Origin of the sequence: Grimontia hollisae CIP 101886, assembly GCF_000176515.1 — a bacterium.
In the GTDB taxonomy this organism is placed as follows: Bacteria; Pseudomonadota; Gammaproteobacteria; order Enterobacterales; family Vibrionaceae; genus Enterovibrio; species Enterovibrio hollisae.
In genome coordinates, this window is record NZ_ADAQ01000013.1 from 921130 (window position 1) to 944719 (window position 23590).

The following is a 23590-nucleotide window of genomic DNA, read 5'->3' on the forward strand; positions in this document are numbered from 1 at the left end:
GTGCTTAGCCTGCCTGTTCCTGCAAGGATGCCCAGAAGTTGCGCACCAATACCTGATCAGACGGATTCAGTTCATTGGCATTGCTTTTCAGGCTTTCATCAACGCGCGCTTTCAGTGTCGCCACCTCATCCATCCCTTCCTGCTCGCAATCCGCTGCCGCCAGCGAGATATGACCACGCAGGTAGCCACTGGCAAACAATTCGTCATCAGACGCGGTTTCTACCATAGCATCAATCAAGTCGAGGATTTTCTCTTCATATTCTTGGATCATTACTCACTCTCTGGGAAGTCGTCGGGCGTCAAAGGGGGTCGATTATAGAACGTTCTCAATGCATCTGAATAGGTTTTGGCACGTGCCGGCATGCCCTGCTCCAGATAGACCAGTACCTGTTCCCGTACTTTTGCGGTAAATGCGGCGCGGTCTGGCTCAAACGAACCATTGAGGTTGTCACAGCTCACCCGGAAACGATAGCCGCAACTGGCTGACAAAATCCATTCAACCGCCTGAGGTTTAATTTCAACCTTTTCAAATTCAGCCTGGGTTTTCTCATCCCGCCCATCAGGTTGATACCAGTAGCCATAATCTTCCAGAAGCCGTCGCTCCGGGCCGGCAATACACCAATGCGCCACCTCATGCAGCGCAGAGGCGAAGAAACCACGGGCAAAAATGATTCGGTGACGCGGGTTTTCACTGTCTGCGGGCAGATAGATAGGCTCATCACCCCCGAGTAATAATTCAGTATTAAAAGATTCAATAAACGTTTGGTTAAAAACAGAAATCAGGTCGTTGTAATCGTGTTGCATCGGGTGAATTGTAATCGTGAAGTTACATCAAATCAGGATATGGCAGCATTTTACCTGTCTATGAGGTCAATGTCGCAGCAAAAAGCACCGTTTTAGGTCATTTCACCTGCCTTATTGATGAATTCAATTCATACGTGGGTTCACAACCTTTCATTGGATTGGGAGATTAATCGCATCTATGATTGCGCTAAATCGCCACTTTAAATGCAACTGACTGAATACCATGCTGTTATCGACCTTGTACATTGTTGGAATTACCGCTGAAGCCATGACAGGTGCGCTGGCCGCTGGCCGTCGAAATATGGACTGGTTTGGTGTGATGCTGGTCTCTGCCTGCACAGCGATCGGGGGCGGCACCGTGCGTGATATTTTGCTCGGTCACTACCCGCTGGGCTGGGTAGCAAACCCACATTATCTGGTGATTGTCTGTGTTGCCGGCATTCTGACAACCTGGATGGCATCATGGGTTGCCCGTCACCATCGGCTTTTCGTCCGGCTCGATTCTCTTGGCCTGATTGCTTTCAGCATTATCGGTTGCCGCGTGGGCATGGATATGGGCCTGTCACCGCTGATTTGTATGGTGTCTGCATTGGTGACCGGTATTTTTGGTGGTCTGTTGCGTGACTTGCTGTGTGCACGCCAGCCTATGGTGTTACACAAAGAGCTGTATGCGTCGGTGGCATTTTTTGCCGGTGCCATGTACTGGGCACTGATGACTTACGGCAGTCAGTTTGGCATCGATGAAAATACCGCGACCCTGTCTACGCTGGTAACAGGCTTTGTCTTCCGCATGTCTGCGGTCAAGTTTGGCTGGTGCCTGCCGGTGTTTAGTTTTGAAGCGGAAGAACAAAGTGTCCTGGGAAAAGAAGGTCCTGGGTCTTAGGTCTTAGGTCTTAGGTCTTAGGTCTTAGGTCCTGGGTCCTGGGTCCTGGGTCCTGGGTCCTGGGTCCTGGGTCCTGGGTCCTGGGTCCTGGGTCCTGGGAAACGATAGTACAGAAAAGAGAAAATAAAAGGGGCTGGTGGCGCTAAACCATCAGCCCTTCTTCATGTCTTGGCCTTTGCTCTTCCTAGGATCTATTTTCCTAGGGCCCAGCTCCTGCTCTTCCTAGGCTCCAGTACCGCGAAGCTCTTAAATCTTCGGTGTGGTGGTCTGCACCCCTGCATTTTGGGCACGGTGGCGTAGCAGGTGATCCATCAGCACAATGGCGACCATAGCTTCAGCAATCGGCACTGCGCGGATACCCACACAGGGGTCATGGCGACCACGGGTAACCACATCAACCGTTTCGCCATCAACATTGATGGTCTCGCCCGGTACCGTGATGCTTGAAGTTGGCTTCAGGGCAAGGTGTGCAACGATATCCTGACCAGAAGAAATACCGCCAAGGATGCCACCGGCATGGTTAGATTTGAAACCTTCCGGCGTCAGTTCATCACGGTGCTCACTGCCGCGTTGGTTGACCACGTCAAAACCATCACCAATTTCCACCCCTTTTACCGCGTTGATCCCCATCAGGGCATAAGCAATGTCCGCATCCAGGCGGTCAAAAACCGGTTCTCCCAATCCGACAGGCACATTACTTGCCACTACCGTCAGTTTGGCGCCGATGGAGTCACCGTCTTTTTTCAGGGTACGGATCAGTGCATCCAGCGCGTCCAGCTTAGTGTCATCTGGACAGAAGAACGGGTTTTGTTCGACCTGATCCCAATCAACGTTGTCGATGGTGACATCCCCCATCTGCGAGAGGTAACAGCGGACTTCAATACCAAACTCTTGCTTGAGGTATTTCTTCGCGATGGCACCGGCGGCCACGCGCATGGCCGTTTCACGCGCAGATGAGCGGCCACCGCCACGGTAATCACGATGCCCATATTTCTGATGGTAGGTATAATCGGCATGGCCCGGACGGAAACGATCTGCAATTTTGGAGTAATCCTGCGAGCGCTGATCGGTGTTTTCAATGATAAGGCCAATCGACGTGCCAGTGGTTTTACCTTCAAACACGCCTGAGAGAAATTTCACCTGATCCGGTTCGCGGCGCTGTGTGGTGTATTTTGAGGTGCCCGGACGGCGACGGTCCAGATCAACCTGTAAATCGGCTTCTGAAATTTCCAGTCCCGGCGGGCAGCCGTCTACGATACAGCCCAACGCCAATCCATGACTTTCACCAAAGGTGGTGACCCGAAAAACCTGACCTATTGAATTGCCTGCCATGACTTCCTCTGTTTCATCCCGGCTGACGCTAAACAGCCGCTCTAGCATGCACTTAATGAAACATAACCGGGATTGAGAAGCAAAAGCTTTTTTATTGTCCCGACAGAAACACCCGCGAATACTGGGCTGGTTTCAACAAATAAAGCAAAAATAGCTCTCCAAATACAAAAAAGGCCGAAATCCGTGATTTCAGCCTTTTCCCTGGGTTAAATACCGGGTTTAGTCTTTGTAGATAGAAAATTCACCGGCAACGCTGACCAAATCCTGATAGGTCATCATAAACACGCCGTGGCCGCCATTTTCAAATTCCAGCCAGGTCAATGGTAACTCAGGGTATTGCTCCTGCACATGCACCATGGAATTGCCGACTTCACAAATCAGGATCCCCTGCTCTGTCAGGTAATCCGGCGCGTTGGCAATAATGCGCCGCATCAGCTTCAGGCCATCCCTGCCGGCAGCCAGCCCCAGTTCCGGTTCGTGGCGGAATTCATCCGGCAGCGCGTTCATGTCTTCTTCATCCACGTAAGGCGGGTTAGAGACAATCAGGTCATATTTGTCTTTAGGCAGATCGCGGAACAGGTCTGAGCGGATAGGAAAAACCTGTTGTTCAAGGCCATGTTCCTGCACGTTCATTTCTGCCACTTCCAGCGCATCGCTTGAAATGTCCACCAGATCCACTTCAGCGTCCGGGAAGGCATAGGCACACGCAATACCGATACAGCCACTGCCGGTGCACAAATCCATAATGCGTGTTGGTTCAACCTCCAGCATAGGGCGGAACTGGTTCTGGATCAGCTCACCAATTGGTGAACGTGGCACCAGCACCCGCTCATCGACATAAAATTCCAGACCACAGAAATAGGCTTTGTTGGTCAGGTATGCCACGGGAGTGCGGTCATTAATGCGGCGCATCACCCGCTCGACAATACGCAGGCGTTCGCTGGTGGTCAGGCGCGCATGTTGTGTTTCCGCAGGCACATCAATGGGCAGATATAACGTTGGCAGCACCAGTTGTACGGCTTCGTCCCATGCGTTATCCGTACCGTGCCCATAATAAATGCCCCCAGCGTTAAAACAGCTTACTGTCCAACGTAGCATGTCCTGCAGTGTACGCAGTTCATTGACGACTTCATCAACAATAATTCTATCCAAAATGGCCTCCAGTAGCCTCATCGCAGCGCGATAAGGCCAATTCCAACAGGAGAGCAGACATTGTTCTTATTTTAAGTACAATGCAGCTAACAAAATTTGGAATTGACTTATGAGTAAGAAATCCCCGATCCCAGACGATGATGATTTGTCATTGTTCCGCGATGCGGTGAAAGGCGTTAAAAAACTACAGCAGGATACCATAAACCCGCCCAGACGCCAGACAACAAACCGAGGACGCAACAAGCAGTTAGCGTCGACCGCCCGCGACCATGCCTTCTATTTTTCTGACGAATTTGAGCCTCTGCTGAAAGAAGACGGGCCTACCCAGTATGCGCGTTCGGACGTCTCGAAGTACGAAGTGAAAAGGCTACGCCGTGGTGTATATGTGCCGGATATGTTTCTGGATTTACATGGCATGACACAACTGGAGGCCAAGCGTGAACTGGGCGCTTTGATAGCAGCCTGCATCAAAGAAAGCATTAGCTGTGCCTGCGTGATGCACGGTATTGGTAAGCATATCCTGAAACAGAAAACGCCGCTGTGGCTGGCCCAACACCCGGATGTGCTGGCTTTCCATCAGGCACCACTGGAATTTGGTGGCGACGGTGCCTTGCTGGTATTAATTGACATCCCGGAGAAGTAACCGGAATGGTGAACAGAACAAACGCTCAACAGGGCGTTTTTTCTGTTTAAAACTGAATGCATTTCCTGTCTGTCAGGACGCACATCCCATCAGCTGTGACGGACTTTTCATCCAAAGCACTTCGCCCTTTCCGGTTGCTGCATCATAGTCAATGCAGGAGACCGAGGATGTCGGAAACATCGGCGGTTGCATATCCGCGTCAAATTCTGCGGTGAGGTAGCCAACCAACGGTAAATGTGAAACCACCAGAATCGAAGAGGGAGCGTCCACCGACACGAGGGCACGAAGATAGGAAGCCACGTGTTCGCTGTCACCATATGGCGTGATGCCATCTTCTGTCAGTACCCGCTTCGCCGGTGGCAGCACTGTTTCACATGCCTGCCAGGTCTGCTGGGCGCGCAGGTATGGGCTAACCAGCACCAAATCCAGTTTTCCGTCTGGCAGTGCCTGTGCTAACCAGCGCGCTATATCGACAGATTGCAGTTCACCGCGTTCAGTCAGAGGGCGTTCTTCATCACTGGCGGCAAAAGTGTGCGCTTCACCGTGGCGCATAATATAAATTCGCATATCACAACAGCTGATTTTGATTATTCTTGGATATGCTACCAGCCAAGTCTCCGTTCTGGAACGACAGACCGCACAGATGTTTGCCTCAATTTACTTAGGTGGTCATAATTAAGACCTTGCTACTACTTGCCACTAGGGTCTGTTAACCTTCGGTGGTCAACAGATCCTACGCATAAAGGTGCCTTGTGCAAATCAGTCCCAACGATCATCGTAGCTACCGACTCATCACTCTGGCGAACAAACTGAGGGTCCTTTTGGTAGAAGACGCACAGGCGACCCGCAGTGCTGCCGCACTGACCGTAAATGTCGGCCACTTCAACGATCCCGAAGAGCGGGAAGGTCTTGCGCATTTCCTTGAACATATGCTGTTTCTGGGGACAGAAAAATATCCGGTTGTCGGTGAGTTTCAATCCTTTATCAGCAGACACGGGGGCCACAACAACGCCTGGACCGGTACCGAGAACACCACGTTTTTCTTTGACATCCAGTCATCACATTTCGAAGAAGCACTGGACAGATTTGGCCAATTTTTCTCAGCTCCCCTGTTCAACGCAGAAGCCGTAGATAAAGAGCGTAATGCAGTGGATTCAGAATATCGCCTGAAGCTTCAGGATGATGTCCGCCGCATTTATCAGGTTCAAAAAGAGACCATCAACCCAGCACACCCTTTCTCTAAATTTTCCGTCGGTAGCCTCGATACGCTGGCTGACCGTGATGGGAGCCTGATCCGTGATGAATTAATTGCTTTCTATAAGGCCAATTACAGTGCGAACCTGATGAACGCCGCCATTACCGGCCCGTATTTGCTGGATCAATTGCAAACACTCGCCGAACAGGTGTTCAGCGCGATACCTAATCATGATCTGGCCCCTTTTGTCCCTGATGTCCCCTTTGTCGATAAAGCGCAGACACAGCATTTTGTCAGCATTGAGCCGCTAAAAGATGTACGCAAACTGACACTGGCATTTTCCCTGCCAGCGACCGACGAACATTACAAAATCAAACCCCTTTCCTATATTGCCCACTTGTTGGGGTATGAGGGGGCTGGCAGCGTGATGTCGCTGTTGAAAAATAAGGGACTTATCAACAACCTCTCCGCCGGTGGTGGGATTAGCGGTTCGAACTTCCGCGAATTTACTGTCAGTGTCAGCCTAACCGAAGTAGGTCTCAGTAAGATTGACGATATCGTCACCTACATCTTTCAGGCGATACACCTTATCCGCGAGCACGGGATGGATGAATGGCGCTATGCGGAAAAACGCGCAGTGCAGGAAATGGCATTCCGCTACCAGGAACCTTCACGCCCTATCGATACCGTGAGTCATCTGGTGCTCAATATGCAGCACTATCAGGATGATGATGTGTTGTATGGCGATTACATGATGGAAAGCTATGACGAGACGCTGATCCGCCAGATGCTGGGGTACCTGACACCAGAGAACCTTCGCCTGACCCTGATTGCCAAAGGCGGCAAGCATGACCGTACCGCGAACTGGTATGACACGCCGTACAGTGTCAACCCCTTTACCTCGGCCCAGCTTGAAAAATGGCGGGCACCCCATATTTCCCCGACCCTGGCACTGCCAGAGCCAAATCCCTTCATCAGTTACGAACTTGACCCAGCAGAGCTGGAAGCCCCCGATAGTACCTTACCGGAAATGGTCCAGGAGTTGCCTGGATTCAGGCTCTGGCACCTCCAAGATACCGAGTTTCGGGTACCCAAAGGGGTCGTTTACGTTGCGATAGACAGCCCGCATGCTGTGGAATCGATCGAAAACCTTGTGAAGACACGTGTCAGCGTCGAAATGTTGATGGAGTCCATCAACGAGACCGCTTACCCCGCAGAAGTTGCAGGACTCAACTACAACCTATATGCCCACCAGGGCGGCGTGACGTTAACGCTCAGCGGCTTTAACGAAAAACTGCCGCTACTGATGGATTTGGTGCTGGAGAAATTTGCCAACCGCGAATTCAAACCGGAACGTTTCGATGTCATAAAAACCCAGTTGCTCCGTGGCTGGAAAAACGCCACTCAAAATAAGCCGATTAACCGCTTGTACAACGCCATGACGGGGATTTTACAACCTAATAATCCGCCGTATGAAGCCCTGATTGAAGCCTTGGAACCGCTACAGGTTTCTGAACTACCAGACTTTGTTCACCGCGTAATGTCTGAACTGCACGTTGAGATGTTTGTTTACGGCAATTGGCAAAAGCACCAAACCCTGGCACTTGGAAAAACCATCAAAGATGCTCTGCACGTCCATGACCAGCGTTATCAGGAGTCTATTCGCCCTCTGGTACTGCTCAAAGGTGCGGGTAGTGCGTCGTATCACTTAACGTGCGACAGTCAGGATTCCGCAGTGCTGATTTACTACCAGAGCCATGGTACTGCGCCGAAGGATGTGGCCCTATTTACGTTTGCACAACACTTAATGTCAGCCATTTTCTTTAATGAGCTTCGCACCAAGCAGCAACTGGGTTATATGGTCGGCTCCGGCAATATGCCACTTAACCGCCACCCCGGGCTGATTTTCTATGTGCAGTCCCCGTTGGCAGGACCAACCAAATTGATGGAAGCCATTGATGATTTTCTCAATGCGTTCTTTCTGGTATTGCTGGAACTGAATGAATCTCAGTGGCAGGCCAGCAAGCAGGGCCTGATAGCCCAGATCGAAGAGCCTGACGCCAACCTACGCGCCCGGGCACAGCGTTTGTGGGTCAGCATCAGTAACAAAGACAGTGAATTCACCCAACGACAGCAAGTAGCGGCAGCAATCCGCAACATGGCGCGGGCTGATATGGTGAAATTTGTCGTGGAGCAACTAAAGCCGAGAACCTCTGATCGCTTGGTCATGCACAGTTGTGGCAGTGCTCACCCCAACCAGTGTGGCCCAGAGGGACTGAAAGAGATCTCGTCCATTACCGCCTTTCGCCGCAACCGCCTTGAACGGATCAGCTGAGTAGAACCTGTCCCCATTGCCGCTTTCAGGAAAAAGCATTAAAAATCCCCAGATTGTATGTCTGGGGATCGTTTTTTCGGACGTAAGCGCTATCGCTAGTGGAATGTTTTTCCTTCACCTGCCATAACCTTGAGCAACTCACAGGGCGCGAAACGCTCGCCATATTTGGCTTCATGCTGCGCCAGCATCTCCACCAAGCGTGGGATACCGATATGATCCATATAACGGAAAGGTCCACCGAGAAATGGCGGGAAGCCAATACCAAAGACCGCACCAATATCACCATCACGCGCCGACTTCACCACACCTTCGTCCAGACATCGTGCCGCTTCATTCAGCATCATCAGCACACAGCGAAGCGCCAGTTCATGGGAAGACAGCTGGCTTTTCAGCTCCACACCCAGCAGGGTATAAACACGCTTGTCTACTTCTTTCTTCTTGCCCTTGTAGACGAAGAAACCTTTACCGCTCTTACGCCCTTTGCGGCCATCGTTGAGCATCACATCGAATACATCCGGCGCACGGAAACGCTCACCCAGTTCATTAAGCAGGATTGGGCTGATTTTGGCACCGATATCAATGCCCACTTCATCCAGCAAGGTCACAGGACCCACCGGGAAACCAAAATCCAGCAGGGCATTGTCAATATGCTCAACCGATTCACCGGAAAGCAAGGTCATCGCCGCTTCGTTCATATAAGGCGCAAGAATACGGTTGACATAAAAGCCAGCTTTGTCGGCCACCACGATCGGGGTTTTGCCTTGTTTCTTGGCAAGCTTCACCACGGTCGCAACCGTTTCTTCTGACGTATCCGCATGGGGGATCACTTCCACCAACGGCATTTTGTCTACGGGCGAGAAATAATGAAGGCCGACGATATTTTCAGGACGTTTCGCCCCTTGCGCGATTTGATGGATGGGCAGCGAAGACGTATTGGTGGCAAAAAGGGTGTCTTCACTCAGGTTTTCTTCTACTTCAGCAACCATCTGGTGCTTCAGCTTCAGATCTTCAAACACCGCTTCGATGACCACATTGTTGCGGCTCATGCCGGAATAATCCGTCGTACCACTGATGCGGTCCATCATCTTTTGCATTTCCGCTTTGGAGATAATGCGGCGTTTGCGCTTCTTATCCAGCAGGTTATAGCTATAAGCCTTCGCATTGAGAATGCCATCATTGCCGACATCTTTGATACGCACTGGAATATTCGCTTTCGTCGCCGTCACATTGGCAATGCCCGCGCCCATGAGACCACCACCCAGCACGGTCACCCCTGTCACCAGGCGCGGCTCAGCATCTGCACCGGTTTCTTTTTTCATCGCTGTGGTGGCGAAGAAAATACTACGAAGCGCAGCAGATTCTGGCGACATCACCAGCTCACCGAAGCACTTGGCCTCCAGCGCCAGCCCTTTCTCAATGCCTTTGTCCAAGCCGTACTTGATCACATCAAGAATGGCTTCAGTTGCCGGGTAATTGCCGCGGGTTTTCTCACGGGTTTTCTTGGCGGCCTGCTCAAACACCACGGAACGACCCAGTGCGTTGCCGCCCATCGCCCAGTCCTGCCAGGTCCCTTTGCGCTTTGGCTTGCCTTTTAATGCCAGCTCTTCAGCGACACGAAGCAAAACAGACGGCGGCACAACATCGTCGACTACCCCCATTTTCTTCGCTTTCTTGGCTCGAAGCTGTTTGCCGGTCAGGATCATATCAAGCGCACCTGCCACACCTATTAGTCGTGGCAAACGCTGTGTTCCGCCAGAGCCAGGCAGCAGGCCTAACTGTACTTCCGGCAACCCCAGACGGGTTTTGTCATCGTCTGTGGCAACCCGGCTGTGGCATGCCAACGCAAGCTCAAGGCCACCGCCCAGACAAGGGCCATGAATCGCAGCGACCACATGGAAAGGCAGCTTTTCAATCCGGGAAAACAGCTGCTGGCCCTGTTCGGCAATGGCCTGTGCATCTTCGGCTGTCTTGCAGGCATCCAGCATACGGACATCCGCGCCAGCCACAAAGTTATCCGGCTTGGCGGAGTAAAGTACCAGACCTTTAATGTCACCCTTGTTTTCAAGCTCGCTCAGAATGGCACTGACTTCATCAACGAACGTTGCTTGCAGCGTGTTCATACTCTCGCCAGGTACATCAATGCTCAGCCAGGCAACACCGTCGTTGCCATAGCGCAGCGAAAACGCACCGTTTGTTGAGGTTGTTTGTTCCGTCATTATTCCGTCTCCAAAATCATCGCTGCACCCAAGCCTCCCGCTGCACAGGCTGTATTCAATGCTAAACCACCGCCACGGCGGCGAAGCTCATTCAGGGTCTGGGTGATCATGCGCGCACCGGTTGCAGCAAAAGGGTGACCATAGGCAATCGACCCACCCAGCACGTTGAACTTGTCCATATCGATGTCACCAATCGGCTGGCTACGACCCAGTTTCTGTTCGGCAAAGGTCTTTGACGCAAACATTTTCACGTTTGCCAATGTCTGCGCCGCAAATGCTTCATGCATATCAATCAGGGTGAGATCAGCCAGCGAAATACCAGCGCGATCCAACGCAATCGGTGTGGCGTAAGACGGGCCCATCAACATATCGTGCTCAACCTGGATTGCCGAAAATGCGTAAGAGCGGATGTAACCCAGCGGGGTTAAACCCAGTTCTTTTGCCCGACCTTCACGCATCAGCATCACAGCGGCGGCACCATCGGTCAGCGGCGTACTGTTTGCAGCGGTGACGGAACCATGTTTACGGTCAAACGCCGGACGCAGTTTCGCATAACCCTCAATGGTCGAATCTTCACGGACGTTATTGTCTTTATCAATCCACTGACGATACGGTTCAGGGAATGCCGTCATCACTTCATCACGCACCAGGCCATCAGCCCAGGCTTTTGCCGCTAAAGTGTGGGAGCGATGCGCCAGCGCATCTTGCTCCTCACGGGTGATGCCATGGCTTTTCGCCATCTGCTCAGCGGTTTGCCCCATGCTAAGGCCGGTTGAATATTCCGCCACAGCGGGAGGCACCGGTGTCAGATCTTTAAGGGAGAGTTTGCTCAGGAGTTTTAAGCGCTGGCCCATGGTTTTGGCTTTACTGAGTGCCAACAACGTTGCGGCCATTTTCTTTGACACACCGATAGGCAGCACAGAAGAAGAGTCTGCCCCACCGGCTATCCCAATATCCACCGCACCAGCCATGATGCTTTCAGTAACATTGACCACAGACTGAAAGCTGGTCGCACACGCGCGGCTAACGCTGTAGGCATCCGTATGAACATTCATGCCGGTGCCTAACACAATTTCTCGGGCAATATTAGGCGCTTCTGGCATTTGGACAACCTGTCCAAACACCAGTTGGTCAATAAGTTTGGGATCGATGTCAGTACGATTTAGCATTTCGCTAACAACCATTTTGCCGAGATCAACAGCCGGTACACCGGCATAAGCGGTCGATTGTCGTGCAAACGGGGTACGTAATCCCGCCACCACAGCGATACGTTCACCCTGACGCGTTGTCAGGTTCTGGGGAGAGTTCATTGCCGCTCCTTGGTAATAATTAGAGGTCAGACCAGAAAGAGTGTAACCAATTTGTTATCGAATTAAAACGTGCGTTTTAATTAATTCCGTTCAACAAACATAGATCGTAGCGACATTTTTGGAAATAAGGGCTCGATGAAAGATGCACTTTGCGGGCGGATAACTGAGAGTAAAAAACAAAAAAAACCACACTCAATGAGTGTGGTAACGTATGTGGAAAGCAATCACGTGTTAAATCAATTAACGTAAAGCCAATTGCAAATCAGGTCATCGACCTGAGGAGAAAGTAAAGTCAGCCTTCAAAAAGGAAGTTTGTCATCTTGCTCAACACGGTGCCACGAAACAAGTTCGGTAAACCAACGAAGCCTGTAACACGTCACCAGATGACAACGCCTACTATACCGACACCTCAACAAGTGATGTTGAAGCAGATCAATTTTTTGTTTGATTACCCACGATCTTTGAATGAGTTATCAAAATAATGAATAGAAATACGCTGCAGTAAGGCATCACTAAACAACCATGCGCATAAATTCACTTTTTACACAGGGCTCAATATCGAGAAAAACAACTCATCAGTAATCCTTATTTGTCATTTTGTTTTGTAAAACTACGGACACTCGTAGCCAGATGGTAAATATTGACCGGATGGCACACGATCTGAATCCTGCATCTTCAGGGGGTTTGGGTATAATTATTACTATATGACTTTGCGCTTTTTTCAGTACCATCGTCACCCAGAGCTGGCGTCTGCGCCTAAGCCAATAAATTTAGGACGATAAAATGGTTTTACATTTTTTTGGAAATAAAAAGTCCGAGTCCCAGGTCTCTAGTGATATGGAAAAACAGAGACGATACGAAGCGCTCGTGAGAGCCTGGCACAGGGATCTCTATCGCTACGCTTATTGGTTGACGAAAGACCAACATGTGGCGGAAGATTTGGTGCAGGAAACCTGCCTACGTGCATGGCGCTCGCTTGATAGCCTTCAGGATGACAATGCCGCTAAAGCCTGGCTGATTACGATTCTTCGGCGGGAAAACGCACGTCGGTTTGAGCGTAAACAACTTGAATTGGTCGATATTGACGACCATCAGGTTGCCGACAATGCTCGCCCCAGTGAAGAAGCGTCGATAGAGCAGCAGTGGCTTCATAAACAGATCTTGCGTTTGGCCCCCGAATATCGCGAGCCATTGGTATTACAAGTTGTCGCTGGATTCAGCGGTGAAGAAATCGCAGAAATTCTGGATCTCAATAAAAATACCGTCATGACGCGCTTATTCAGGGCAAGAAACCAATTGAAAGAGTCTATGGATAATCAAACACCAAGTCAGAGAGGTGCGCTAAATGGATGAGCTCGAATTCCGTCGCCGCATTCTGGCCGATCCCCAAGACAAAGACCCAGAATTGTTATCAGCAAGATCCGCCTCACCTGCCAATCAAAAGCTGGCTTCAGAACTGGATCAACTGGATGCATTGCTCGATCAAACTCTTCGCGTTGAAGTACCGGATGATCTGGTTGATAAAGTGTTGTTCAAGCAAAGCAGTGATGTCACAAGAGAGGCTCGTCAGCCTCGTTTTCACTTGGCTATTGCTGCTTCTGTGGCTTTTGCGTTTGGCATCATGCTGGGCCAGTTTAACTGGCAAGCACTGCCTGTCTCACCGGGACAAACCAAGTTGGGACAAATTGCGTTAGCACACTACTACCACGAAGAAAGCTTCATCAGCGGCGTGTATGAAGGGGCCAGCCTCACACAAGTGAATGCCAAGCTTGCACCACTCGGTCAGTCTTTCAACGGTAAATTACCTGGGGAAGTCTCTTACATCAATCACTGCAGTTTTGCCAATAACCATGCCGTTCATATGGTGATCAAAGACAATAAAGGAGAGAATTTCACCGTCTTCGTTGTGCCTCAAAAATCCCCAGCGATAGAAAGCTACAGTGACGGCAACATGGAAGCAGTATCTATGCCCGCTGCAAATAACAGCAGTGTGATTGTGGTAGGCAAAGAAGGCTCAGACATCATACCTGTCGCTAAGCAACTCAAATTACACCTGAACCAGAAAGCCTGATACAAACTATTACAATTAGAGGAGAGTAAGGTGCTCTCCTTTCTTTTTCCTAAAATAACAGACACCTACGCACTGCTATTTCGATTACAATACACTGTCTTATAACTGGTCAGATTTCCAATCCAGTACCTTCACAATAGAATCCGCGCACCTTTTTTATAAGCATAAAAAACCAGAAAAATTATAAATCTCACTGGATTAATTCATATTATGAATAAGAAGCGTCTGTTTATTCGTTCAGCAGTAGCCATGGCTGTTGCAGTAAGCTCCACGTCAGCACTGGCTGCTGGCTTCCAACTCAATGGTCAATCGGCCACCGGTCTTGGCCGAGCATTTGCCGGTGATGCCGTGATTGCCGATAACGCATCAGTCATGGCACGTAACCCCGCGGCAATGGCACTGTTTGATTCCCCTGAACTCTCTTTGGGCGTCATTGCCATCGACACCGATGTGGTTGTTAAAGACACAACTTACTCAACTCCTTTGGGAAACTCTGCGCTCAATGAAGAGCAAATCGGGGACATCTCGTATGTGCCAAACCTGTTCTATGCCCACCCTATCAACGATAAATTCTCAGTCGGTGCTGGCATTTACTCCAACTTTGGCACTAAGACTGAATTTGGCAACACATACGCAGCCAATGAATTCGGCGGCCTGACAGATCTGAAAACCGTTAATGTCGGTTTGAGTGGTGCCTATCGTATTAACGACCAATTCAGCATTGGTGCAGGTATCGACTTCATCACAGGCTCAGGCAAATTAAAACGTTCGGGCTTAGGCATGGGTAGTGCGCTTCTAAACGTTGACGCAGAGGGTGAAGGTTTCGGCTGGAATGCAGGCGTCGTTTATGAGCTGAATGATAACAATCGTTTTGGCCTGAGTTATCGTCACAGCCCCGATATCAAAGCAAGTGGCAACATGGTTTATATGGCGGGCTTGCAAGACATGAGCGGTGATCTGGTGATGCGCCTACCAGACATTGCCGAGTTCTCCGGTTTCCATCAGTTGAACAATAAATTTGCTGTTCATTACTCCGTGCAGTGGATTGAATGGAAAACGTTTGACACGTTAACAACCACCAACGGTACCGTGCTAAATGAGTATCACTGGCAAGACGGTTGGCACTATTCTCTCGGTGGTACCTACACCGTTAACGAAGATTGGGCACTGCGTGCGGGTTATATGTATGACACCAGTGCGCAAGATAGCAAAAAATCCATTTCAGTGCCTGATTCTGATCGCCAGTGGTTATCTGCAGGCCTGACCTACAACTGGAGCAAAAAAGCAAGTATCGATCTGGGCGTCACTTACCTGATGGGCGAAGATATTCAGGTAAAAGAGTCAAATGGGATCACCAGCATCAGTGCAACCACTCGTGCAAATGCCTGGTTATACGGTATCCAGTACAGTTACAAGTTCTAATCTGAATTTATACCGAATGTAAGGGGAGCAATTGCTCCCCTTTTTGTTCGCCCAAATTTGTAAAAATCAGGAAATATTCCATTGATAACAGTACATTTCAGCGTACATTAGTGCGCTTGATTGGCAAGAAAAACAAACACGTGTTCGCCGAAACTCAGCGTACACCTGTTTCCATTCAATTAAAAATAGAATTTATAACTACAACAAGAAAAATAAACAAAATATATCCCCAAAAACACACAAAACCTTCCGTCAAAATTGCATATTAGAGTGGGGGAAGTACCCTGTAGCGACCTATAAATTAAGTAAAAACTCTAATGAATAAGAATAAATTTCTACCGCTGGCGATTGCTGCAGCACTTGGCTCACTGTCTTCCACACCTATAATGGCTGCGGGCTTCCAGTTGGCAGAATATTCGGCAACCGGCCTAGGCCGCGCTTATGCCGGTGAAGCAGCAATGGCAGACAACGCATCAGCACAATTCCGCAACCCGGCGATGCTGACTTATCTGGACGGCACACAGATTTCTACTGGAATGATCTATGTTGACCCAAATATTGATGTTGAAGGAACAACGACAAGCCTAACTGGAACCCAAACAGCGACATCCTCAGAAAATTTTGCTGACGCCGCGTTTATTCCAAACCTCTATCTGTCCCACCAGCTGAATGACAAGATTTACCTGGGCCTGGCGCTAAGCTCTAACTTTGGTATGAATACCAAGCTGGATGACAACTTTAAAGGCACCCAGTTTGGTAACGAAGCTTCTGTAACCACTGTCGAAATCAATCCAAATATCGCTTACAACATTAACGACCAGTTCTCAATAGGTGTCGGTGTTCGTTATGTGTTGGGTGAAGGCAGCATTGGTGCGAAAAGTTCTGGTGGTCAGGTAGCCCCCGCAGGAACTGCTCTCAAATATATGGAGGGTGATGACACAGCATGGGGTTGGCAGGCAGGTGCAGTCTGGCAAATTAATGACCGTAACCGCATTGGCTTTAACTACCGCTCAAACGTCGATCTAAAGCTGGATGGCTATGCGACAGGTTTGGCATTTGGTTCTACATCGGCCCAGCTTCCAGGAAGCATGGAGCTTACACTGCCTGCAACCGCAGAAATGGCAAGCTTCCACCAACTCACCGATAAAGTGGCTGTGCATGCCAGCATCAACTGGACCGATTGGAGCACTTTCGAAAAACTGGAAGCCAATATCCCGTCTCTTTCCCAGCCCAACCAACCGGTTAAACAGGAAAACTGGGAAGATAACTACCGCTTTGCTATCGGCGCAACCTATCAGCTGAATACCAAGACACAATTGCGTTCAGGTGTGGCTTATGACACCTCCGCAGTGAATGATGTAAACCGTACCATTACGATTCCAGAAACGGATCGCCTGTGGTTAAGCCTGGGTGCAGGTTACAACTACTCTGATAACCTGACGCTGGATGCTGGCGTTACTTACATTTTTGCCAAAGATGCTGATGTGAAAGAACCGCGCAGAGGTATCAGCTCAGATCTGGGCTCTGTATTGTTCGGCGGTGCTTTTGAAGGCCAAACATCTGGCAATGTCTGGCTGGCAGGTGTGCAGGCAACTTACCGCTTCTAAGCCTTCTGTAAACAGTAAACACAAAAATGCCACTCCTGTGAGTGGCATTCTTTGGTTAAACCCTGTCAATAATCATCAACTTCATCTAACAGATCATCGTTCAGGTATTGATCATCGAGCTCAATCTCATCAGAGACGCCGCCCCTTGCCTTAAACGCTTTATTCTGTAAATAGGCATCACGGGCAAAAGCGTAAGGGTCCGGCGAGCTGTTTAGCAAACTTTCCTGCTGCACCAATGCCGCCCTGTCCTCCATACCTTCAAACAACCACTTGAGCACAGATTGTGGAAATGTTAACAATGACAAAGGGGGATACAAGCCATCAACGACATCGCCCGCCCCTTCCCGTAACGTGATGGGGCCATAGACAGGAAACATAAAGTAAGGTCCCTGACCAATATCGTAGTATCCCATGGCATCCCCAAACTGGCGATCACCCAATTTCTGGATATTTGCGGCAGAGGCGATATCAATAAGGCCACCAAGACCAAAGACAGTGTTTAGCCAGAAGCGGTTGAAATGGGTAAGCGCAGCCTCCCCATCCAACATTACGATACTGTTGACCATACTGGCTGGCTCTTCAAGGTTACCTAAAAAGTTGGAAATACCCGTTCGGGTCCATTCTGGCACATAATTGACGTAGGCCAGTGACACGGGCTTGGCAATGTAAGGATCAAGATAATCGTAGTTCACTGTCCACATTACGCGGTTAAAACCCTCAAAAGGATCACTGGGATGAGAGACATCAAACGTCTCATTCGTTTCTGCATCAGCGTGAGACTCTGCGGGCGATTGGGCACAACCACTGACAAATACCAGCGCGCCAACTGCCAGGATAAGTTGTTTCCACATTGTTACTTTTTGCCCCTTAGGTAAAAAAGAGGCCGGTTTACACCAGCCCTTTATCATTCTTTTTGACAGTATAAAACAGTTATGACTTTTGGTTAATCACTAACTGAGCACTACCCCCCAGCTCAAATGGCGAGGTTTCCCCAAACCACTCGCCATCACGTGTCATGACATTCCCGTCGTTATCGATACGCGCTTTGACCATAACTTCTGGCAAAGAAGAAAGCAAACGTTCCGGGATCATACTGTCTGTGTCTGTTAGCTCTACCTTAACCGGAAAACGGCTGAGTGGCAGGCGTTTGGCAGCAACTGGCATTGGTGCACCATCCGCAGAATGAACAGAAACAATCAATACGCCTTCACTTGGTAGTTGGACTTGCTCATCAAGCGAAATAGTCACAGTCACAGATCCACCCTTGCCAATACCCATTTGTGCTTCAGCACGCTGGATACTGCGTTCCAGCATGGAGATCCGCGGATCATCAGCAGGCAGTAACTGTTTCATCGTCGACCAAGCACCAATCGCTTCGTCGTAGGCGCCGCGTTCGAACGCATCAAACGCCAGCAGTGAAAACGCCTGAAGGTTACTGTGATCCTGTTTGATCACCTCACGCAGCAAATTACGCGCAACATTGCCGCTTTGTTCATCACCAGACAATATCAGTGACTGGGCGTAGCCGACCTTAACATCGCTATCGTCAGGCATCAGGTTGTATGCTTTCGCCATCGCCCCTTCCGCCGTTTGTATGTCACGGTTTGCCAAGCCAATGCGACCGAGTAGCAGCCACCCCATTGCGTCGTCTGGGGTTTGCTGGAGCCTAGTGCGTAACGACAACGTTAGATCGGCCATTTCCTGATCGGTCATTGGCTCGTCGGATTCCGACATCAAACGCTTAGAAAGCTCAGGCAAACGTGATGCAGTCTCTTGCCAGGACACCACTTCGCGATAGTTACCCATGGTGCTATAAAGGCCATAGCTCATAACAATCAAGATAAGGATACCCGGCACCAGCACTATCAGGGGCACTTTATGTTGCGACATGTTTTTTTCGCTGACAGGAATATCGTCAAGTAAGGATTGTTTCAATTCCAGCGCCAGTTCGCTCTGGTTTTCTACCAGCCCTTCTTCCGCCTCTTCATTCAGTTCGGCCATACGATCACGGAAAAACGCCTTGTTCAGCTCGTCACGGCTTGCTGTTTCATCCTGATCTTTGCCGCGATAAATCGGCCACACAAACAGGCCAACAGAGACGAGTATCATTAAGGCGGTAATTAGCCAGAACCACATTTCAGTCATCCGTTGTTATCCTTATTATTGTTTTGCGCAGCACCTTCATTGAGCAGAGCATCCAGACGCGCCAGCTCTTCACGGCCAAGTTCTGCGTTAGTTGTTTTTGCCTTGGGTTTTCGGCTACGCATGACCAGAACAGTAAAACCTACGATCACAAACAGGGCGGGTCCCGCCCACAAAATAAATGTAGAGGCCGTCAACGGCGGATTATAAGTCACAAAGTTACCGTAACGCGCCACCATGTAATCAACAATTTCGTCTTCGTTTTTTCCCTGTTTGAGCATTTCATACACCTTCAGGCGAAGATCTTGTGCCAACCCGGAGTTGGAATCCGCAATGTTGTTATTCTGACACTTAGGGCAACGCAACTCTTTGCCGAGTTTTTTAAACGCCTCTTCTTGCTCCGGTGTGTCAAACTCATAGATTTCGATCGCCGCAGACACGGAAAATGCCGCGCCCGCAGCCAGCAGGATTGCCAATAAAAACCGTTTCATCAGCCTTTTGCCTCCGCTACCAGCGCTTCATACATAGGACGTAGGGTATCGTTCCAGTTACGCTCATTCACGTCACCCACATGACGGTAACGGATGATCCCGTCAGCATCGATAAGGAACGTTTCCGGTGCGCCATACACCCCCAAATCCAGTCCCAATAGGCCATCACCATCGAACAAGCTGACGAGGTATGGATTCCCCAGACTGTTCAACCAGCCAATCGCTTTCACGCGATCATCCTTATAGTTAAGGCCAATGATTTTGACACCTTCGGCAGCCAGCTTGTTCAGGTAAGTATGCTCGGCATAACAGGTTGGACACCAGGTCGCCCACACATTCAGCAGTAAGGGCTCGCCATGGAAAATATCCTGATCGTATAGTTTCCCAGCCTCGGCCAGATCTTCAAGACGAAACGCCGGCACAGGTTTACCGACAAGAACAGATTCAAGTTTGGTAGGGTCGTCACCCTCTGCGTTTTTACCTAACTGCACAAAGAAGACCGCCACCAGCAACATAAACAGTGCAAACGGAATAAAGAGTAAAGGTTTCTTCACCTTTAAGCCTCCTTGACCGGCTCGGCAGACACTGCCGATTTAGCCTTTTGACGAAAACGATAGCGTTTATCTGACATCGCAAGCAGGCCACCTATGGACATCACCAGTGCGCCTAGCCATATCCAGCGGACAAACGGTTTGTAATAAATACGTACTGCCCATGAACCATCATCCAGGCGCTCACCCATTGCCACATACAGATCGCGTGTGACACCACGGTCAATCGCCGCCTCAGTCATCATGGAACGCTGCACATTGTAGAAGCGTTTTTCAGCATGTAACGTGTTCACGCGTCTGCCATTTCGGTAGATATCGAAATCAGCAATATAACCATCAAAGTTTGGGCCGTCTTTATCACGCAGGCCTGCAAAATGGAATTCGTGGCCTTGAAGTACGATACGATCACCCGGCGCCATTTTTACATCACGTTCAATATCGTAATTTTGCACCATAGCAATACCGAGAACGGTGATCGCCAGACCAACATGCCCAAGCACCATCGCCCAATGACTGCGGCCCAGTTTCCCCAGACCCGTTACCAGATCATGACGGTGGGTTGCACGCTGGTAGACCTCAATAGCTGACAAAATGACCACCCAAAGCCCCATCACTGCACCCAGCGCAGCCAACGGCATAAAGACATCGGCGAAGACCGCAACCAGTGCAACGCCCAGCACGACAGACACAATGCCGCCAAAGATAAGCTCTTTCTTCACATTCTTCAGGTTGTCACGTTTCCAGCGAATCAGTGGACCGATACCCAGCAGGAAAACAAAAGGAACAGACAACCAAGTGAACAAGAGATTGAAGAAAGGTTCACCGATAGACACTGAACCCAGCCCAAGCTGTTTATGCACCAGCGGCAACAGCGTCCCTAACAGAACCACCACTAATGCAGCCACCAACAAAATGTTGTTTGCCAGCAGCGCGTTTTCACGGGAAACCAACTCAAAATTACCGCGCACGCGGACGTCTGAAGCACGCAAGGCGTAAAGCAACAACGAACCGCCGATAACGATAACCAGAAATGCCAGAATGAACAGGCCACGGGTAGGATCAGACGCAAATGCATGCACCGACACCAGTACGCCGGAACGAACCAGGAATGTCCCCAACAGACTGAGCGAAAACGCCGAAATAGCCAACAGAACAGTCCATGCTTTGAAAGTACCTCGTTTTTCCGTGACTGCCAGCGAGTGCATCAGCGCAGTACCGGCAAGCCATGGCATGAATGAGGCATTCTCTACCGGATCCCAGAACCACCAGCCACCCCAGCCAAGCTCATAGTAAGCCCACCAAGAGCCCAGCGCGATGCCCAGTGTCAGGAACACCCAAGCTGCTGTCGTCCAAGGACGTGACCAACGCGCCCAGGCGGTATCCAAACGGCCCGCCATCAGAGACGCAATCGCGAAGGCGAAGGCGACTGAGAAGCCCACATATCCCATATAGAGCATTGGCGGGTGAACGATAAGCCCTGGGTCTTGCAACAACGGGTTAAGGTCACGGCCATCCACCGGGAAGTAAGGCAGGGTACGCTCAAATGGGTTAGAGGTCAGGATGATAAACAGCAGGAAGCCGACACCAATCATTCCCATGATCGCCAGCACGCGAGAAACAGATTCAAGCGGCATACCACGGCTGAACACCGCCACCGCAACCGTCCATCCTGCCTGGATAAGCACCCACAGTAACAATGAACCTTCGTGCGCACCCCATACTGCAGTGAGGCGGTAGTACCAAGGCAAAGCACTGTTTGAGTTACTTGCCACGTAAGTGACCGTAAAATCATTGGCGTAAAACGCCCAGCTTAGAGCGAAAAAAGACATCAGCAGCATCAAGAACATGCCGATGGCAAGTGGACGCGCAGAACGCATCATTGATTGGTTTCCAACGTGAGCCCCCCAGAGAGGATAAATACTCAGCAAGATGGAAAACCCAAGAGAGACAATGAGGGCAAAGTGCCCTAATTCTGCAATCATTAGTAGCTACCCTGTTTTTGCTGCTCGGTGTAATCAAGCGGCGTGTGAGCCTTATCCATCGCTTCTGCGATTTCTGGTGGCATGTATTCTTCATCATGTTTTGCCAGCACTTCATTCGCAAACACGGTACGCTCATCAACCAGCACACCCTGTGCAACAATGCCCTGCCCTTCACGGAAAAGATCCGGAAGAATGCCTTCAAATTCCACCGTGACTTCCGGGCCAATATCGGCCACACGGAAACTCACTTTCAGAGACTGGGGATCACGTTGAACGGAACCATTCACCACCATACCACCGATACGCAGGCGTTGACCAACTTCGGGTTTAGTACCATCCGGCTTACCATTAACCAGCTCTGTTGGCGTGTAGAACAAATCCATGTTCTGGTTCAGTGCATACAACACCAAACCTATCGTGGCACCTACACCAAACACCAGGGCAAGCGCCAACCCCAGTCGTTTCTTGCGTCTCGGGTTCATAGCGTGTTCTCCATTTTTTGGGCATTCTTAATGCGTTGCTCTCTGGCAACTTTGTTCTTAATGTCTTTAAAAAGTTTCCTGCGGGTGAAATGTGTTGCCAAAGCAACCCACGCCATCGCGGCAAACGTAATCGCAAAGGAGCTCCAGACGTAAGCGCCGTACCCCCCCATTGCCAGAAATGAAGAGAAGGAATCAAAATGCATAGCTTATCCCCTTTCAACCAGCTCGCGAACCCAAGGACGGTGCGCTTCGCGTTGTAGAATATTATTTTTCAATGCCATCAGGGTCACAGCACCAAAGAAAAATGCAAAACCAAAAATGTTCAGCAATAGTGGCCACAACATGTCTGTTGCAATCGAAGGCTTGGCAAACTTGGTGATTGTCGCGCCCTGATGCAGTGTGTTCCACCACTCCACCGAAAAATGGATGATAGGCAGGTTAATCACGCCCACAATAGCCAGAATACCAGCCGCCCGACTGGCTGTACGGTCGTCATCAAAGGCATTGTAAAGCGCAATCACGCCCAGATAGAGGAAAAGCAGGATCAGTTCAGAGGTCAGGCGTGCATCCCACACCCACCAGGCCCCCCACATGGGTTTACCCCACACTGCGCCAGTCACCAATGCGATAAAGGTGAACACCGCTCCCACAGGAGCCATCGCCGCTGCGGCCCAGTCTGATGTTTTGATTTGCCAGACCAAGCCAATAAGGGCAGCAATAGCCATCGACATATACGCCCCCATCGACCAAATTGCCGCAGGAACATGAATATAGATGATTCGAAAGCTGTCACCTTGTTGATAGTCTGACGGTGCAAATGCCAGTCCCCAGACAGTACCGGTGATCAGGGATAGCGCAGCTAAAACCGTAAACCACGGCAACAGCGTGTTACACAGTTGATAGGTTGCCTCAGGCTTAGCATATGGATGAAGCCATTTCCACATTGCAATTTCGCTCTCAGTTAAATATGTA

Annotated in this window: 22 protein-coding genes; 7 read left to right on the plus strand and 15 right to left on the minus strand. The window is 50.1% G+C overall.

All coding sequences use genetic code 11. The features are described 5' to 3' along the window. Positions 1-4: 4 nt before the first annotated feature. Complete coding sequence (locus VHA_RS17005; RefSeq protein WP_005506573.1) at positions 5-271, minus strand: YfcL family protein; 267 nt, start codon at positions 269-271, stop codon at positions 5-7. Further along, on the minus strand, positions 271-804 hold the full coding sequence (locus VHA_RS17010; protein ID WP_005506575.1) for an elongation factor P hydroxylase: 534 nt from the start codon (positions 802-804) through the stop codon (positions 271-273). The genes VHA_RS17005 and VHA_RS17010 overlap by 1 nt, the downstream gene beginning before the upstream one ends. Positions 805-1027: 223 nt before the next feature. On the opposite strand from VHA_RS17010, the gene VHA_RS17015 reads away from it, so the two are divergent. After that, a complete protein-coding gene (locus VHA_RS17015) occupies positions 1028-1687 on the plus strand; it encodes a trimeric intracellular cation channel family protein (protein WP_005506577.1) in 660 nt (219 codons plus the stop codon). A gap of 246 nt (positions 1688-1933) precedes the next feature. Here VHA_RS17015 and aroC read toward each other — a convergent pair whose 3' ends face one another. Both aroC and prmB read right to left on the minus strand, forming a co-directional pair. After that, positions 1934-3019 (minus strand): chorismate synthase, encoded by a 1086-nt coding sequence (gene aroC / locus VHA_RS17020; RefSeq protein WP_005506579.1) that lies wholly within the window; start codon positions 3017-3019, stop codon positions 1934-1936. 219 nt (positions 3020-3238) lie between these two features. Continuing rightward, positions 3239-4171 (minus strand): 50S ribosomal protein L3 N(5)-glutamine methyltransferase, encoded by a 933-nt coding sequence (gene prmB, locus VHA_RS17025; RefSeq protein WP_005506581.1) that lies wholly within the window; start codon positions 4169-4171, stop codon positions 3239-3241. A 109-nt stretch (positions 4172-4280) separates the two neighbouring features. On the opposite strand from prmB, the gene smrB reads away from it, so the two are divergent. Beyond that, entirely contained in the window at positions 4281-4814 is a 534-nt protein-coding gene (gene smrB, locus VHA_RS17030) for an endonuclease SmrB (RefSeq protein ID WP_005506582.1), read from the plus strand. 72 nt (positions 4815-4886) lie between these two features. Here smrB and sixA read toward each other — a convergent pair whose 3' ends face one another. Continuing rightward, a complete protein-coding gene (sixA, locus tag VHA_RS17035; protein ID WP_040529169.1) occupies positions 4887-5381 on the minus strand; it encodes a phosphohistidine phosphatase SixA in 495 nt (164 codons plus the stop codon). Between the two features lie 185 nt (positions 5382-5566). On the opposite strand from sixA, the gene VHA_RS17040 reads away from it, so the two are divergent. Next, positions 5567-8344, plus strand: a complete 2778-nt coding sequence (locus VHA_RS17040) for an insulinase family protein (RefSeq protein ID WP_040529171.1) — start codon at positions 5567-5569, stop codon at positions 8342-8344. 95 nt (positions 8345-8439) lie between these two features. On the opposite strand, the gene fadJ is transcribed toward VHA_RS17040, so the two are convergent. Together fadJ and fadI are read right to left on the minus strand one after the other, a co-directional pair. Beyond that, positions 8440-10560 carry a fatty acid oxidation complex subunit alpha FadJ gene (fadJ, locus tag VHA_RS17045; protein ID WP_005506603.1) on the minus strand — a complete coding sequence of 707 codons (2121 nt, stop codon included), beginning with the start codon at positions 10558-10560 and terminating at the stop codon, positions 8440-8442. Then, positions 10560-11870, minus strand: a complete 1311-nt coding sequence (gene fadI / locus VHA_RS17050) for an acetyl-CoA C-acyltransferase FadI (RefSeq protein WP_005506605.1) — start codon at positions 11868-11870, stop codon at positions 10560-10562. Before fadI ends, fadJ begins: the two co-directional genes overlap by 1 nt. A 783-nt stretch (positions 11871-12653) precedes the next feature. On the opposite strand from fadI, the gene VHA_RS17055 reads away from it, so the two are divergent. From VHA_RS17055 to VHA_RS17070, 4 genes are all read left to right on the plus strand, one after another. Next, complete coding sequence (locus tag VHA_RS17055; protein WP_040529173.1) at positions 12654-13223, plus strand: sigma-70 family RNA polymerase sigma factor; 570 nt, start codon at positions 12654-12656, stop codon at positions 13221-13223. After that, the gene (locus VHA_RS17060) at positions 13216-13941 is read left to right on the plus strand and encodes a DUF3379 family protein (protein WP_005506608.1); all 726 of its coding nucleotides are present in this window, start codon (positions 13216-13218) and stop codon (positions 13939-13941) included. The genes VHA_RS17055 and VHA_RS17060 overlap by 8 nt, the downstream gene beginning before the upstream one ends. Before the next feature lie 210 nt (positions 13942-14151). Beyond that, positions 14152-15363, plus strand: coding sequence for an outer membrane protein transport protein (locus VHA_RS17065; protein WP_005506609.1), 1212 nt, complete (start codon positions 14152-14154; stop codon positions 15361-15363). A gap of 317 nt (positions 15364-15680) precedes the next feature. After that, positions 15681-16970, plus strand: a complete 1290-nt coding sequence (locus VHA_RS17070) for an outer membrane protein transport protein (RefSeq protein WP_040529175.1) — start codon at positions 15681-15683, stop codon at positions 16968-16970. A gap of 65 nt (positions 16971-17035) precedes the next feature. Here VHA_RS17070 and VHA_RS17075 read toward each other — a convergent pair whose 3' ends face one another. The 8 genes from VHA_RS17075 to VHA_RS17110 all read right to left on the minus strand — a co-directional run bounded on the left by VHA_RS17075 (position 17036) and on the right by VHA_RS17110 (position 23562). After that, positions 17036-17821, minus strand: a complete 786-nt coding sequence (locus tag VHA_RS17075; RefSeq protein ID WP_005506611.1) for an MlaA family lipoprotein — start codon at positions 17819-17821, stop codon at positions 17036-17038. A 79-nt stretch (positions 17822-17900) separates the two neighbouring features. After that, positions 17901-19115 carry a c-type cytochrome biogenesis protein CcmI gene (ccmI, locus tag VHA_RS17080; protein ID WP_005506613.1) on the minus strand — a complete coding sequence of 405 codons (1215 nt, stop codon included), beginning with the start codon at positions 19113-19115 and terminating at the stop codon, positions 17901-17903. After that, positions 19112-19603, minus strand: a complete 492-nt coding sequence (locus tag VHA_RS17085; RefSeq protein ID WP_005506615.1) for a cytochrome c-type biogenesis protein — start codon at positions 19601-19603, stop codon at positions 19112-19114. The genes ccmI and VHA_RS17085 overlap by 4 nt, the downstream gene beginning before the upstream one ends. After that, positions 19603-20157: a DsbE family thiol:disulfide interchange protein gene (locus VHA_RS17090; RefSeq protein WP_005506618.1), complete on the minus strand. Its 555-nt coding sequence runs from the start codon at positions 20155-20157 to the stop codon at positions 19603-19605. Before VHA_RS17090 ends, VHA_RS17085 begins: the two co-directional genes overlap by 1 nt. Before the next feature lie 2 nt (positions 20158-20159). Next, entirely contained in the window at positions 20160-22136 is a 1977-nt protein-coding gene (locus tag VHA_RS17095; protein ID WP_005506620.1) for a heme lyase CcmF/NrfE family subunit, read from the minus strand. Further along, positions 22136-22618, minus strand: a complete 483-nt coding sequence (ccmE, locus tag VHA_RS17100; protein WP_005506622.1) for a cytochrome c maturation protein CcmE — start codon at positions 22616-22618, stop codon at positions 22136-22138. The genes VHA_RS17095 and ccmE overlap by 1 nt, the downstream gene beginning before the upstream one ends. Next, positions 22615-22821 carry a heme exporter protein CcmD gene (gene ccmD, locus VHA_RS17105; protein ID WP_005506624.1) on the minus strand — a complete coding sequence of 69 codons (207 nt, stop codon included), beginning with the start codon at positions 22819-22821 and terminating at the stop codon, positions 22615-22617. Before ccmD ends, ccmE begins: the two co-directional genes overlap by 4 nt. Before the next feature lie 3 nt (positions 22822-22824). Further along, a complete protein-coding gene (locus tag VHA_RS17110; protein ID WP_005506625.1) occupies positions 22825-23562 on the minus strand; it encodes a heme ABC transporter permease in 738 nt (245 codons plus the stop codon). Positions 23563-23590 lie beyond the last annotated feature (28 nt).

Coding starts and splice junctions, on each gene's coding strand:
- VHA_RS17005 (WP_005506573.1), bottom strand. CDS start 271: ATGATCCAAGAATATGAAGAGAAAATCCTCGACTTGATTGATGCTATG.
- VHA_RS17010 (WP_005506575.1), bottom strand. CDS start 804: ATGCAACACGATTACAACGACCTGATTTCTGTTTTTAACCAAACGTTT.
- VHA_RS17015 (WP_005506577.1), top strand. CDS start 1,028: ATGCTGTTATCGACCTTGTACATTGTTGGAATTACCGCTGAAGCCATG.
- aroC (WP_005506579.1), bottom strand. CDS start 3,019: ATGGCAGGCAATTCAATAGGTCAGGTTTTTCGGGTCACCACCTTTGGT.
- smrB (WP_005506582.1), top strand. CDS start 4,281: ATGAGTAAGAAATCCCCGATCCCAGACGATGATGATTTGTCATTGTTC.
- sixA (WP_040529169.1), bottom strand. CDS start 5,381: ATGCGAATTTATATTATGCGCCACGGTGAAGCGCACACTTTTGCCGCC.
- fadJ (WP_005506603.1), bottom strand. CDS start 10,560: ATGACGGAACAAACAACCTCAACAAACGGTGCGTTTTCGCTGCGCTAT.
- fadI (WP_005506605.1), bottom strand. CDS start 11,870: ATGAACTCTCCCCAGAACCTGACAACGCGTCAGGGTGAACGTATCGCT.
- VHA_RS17055 (WP_040529173.1), top strand. CDS start 12,654: ATGGTTTTACATTTTTTTGGAAATAAAAAGTCCGAGTCCCAGGTCTCT.
- VHA_RS17060 (WP_005506608.1), top strand. CDS start 13,216: ATGGATGAGCTCGAATTCCGTCGCCGCATTCTGGCCGATCCCCAAGAC.
- VHA_RS17065 (WP_005506609.1), top strand. CDS start 14,152: ATGAATAAGAAGCGTCTGTTTATTCGTTCAGCAGTAGCCATGGCTGTT.
- VHA_RS17070 (WP_040529175.1), top strand. CDS start 15,681: ATGAATAAGAATAAATTTCTACCGCTGGCGATTGCTGCAGCACTTGGC.
- VHA_RS17075 (WP_005506611.1), bottom strand. CDS start 17,821: ATGTGGAAACAACTTATCCTGGCAGTTGGCGCGCTGGTATTTGTCAGT.
- ccmI (WP_005506613.1), bottom strand. CDS start 19,115: ATGACTGAAATGTGGTTCTGGCTAATTACCGCCTTAATGATACTCGTC.
- VHA_RS17085 (WP_005506615.1), bottom strand. CDS start 19,603: ATGAAACGGTTTTTATTGGCAATCCTGCTGGCTGCGGGCGCGGCATTT.
- VHA_RS17095 (WP_005506620.1), bottom strand. CDS start 22,136: ATGATTGCAGAATTAGGGCACTTTGCCCTCATTGTCTCTCTTGGGTTT.
- ccmE (WP_005506622.1), bottom strand. CDS start 22,618: ATGAACCCGAGACGCAAGAAACGACTGGGGTTGGCGCTTGCCCTGGTG.
- ccmD (WP_005506624.1), bottom strand. CDS start 22,821: ATGCATTTTGATTCCTTCTCTTCATTTCTGGCAATGGGGGGGTACGGC.
- VHA_RS17110 (WP_005506625.1), bottom strand. CDS start 23,562: ATGTGGAAATGGCTTCATCCATATGCTAAGCCTGAGGCAACCTATCAA.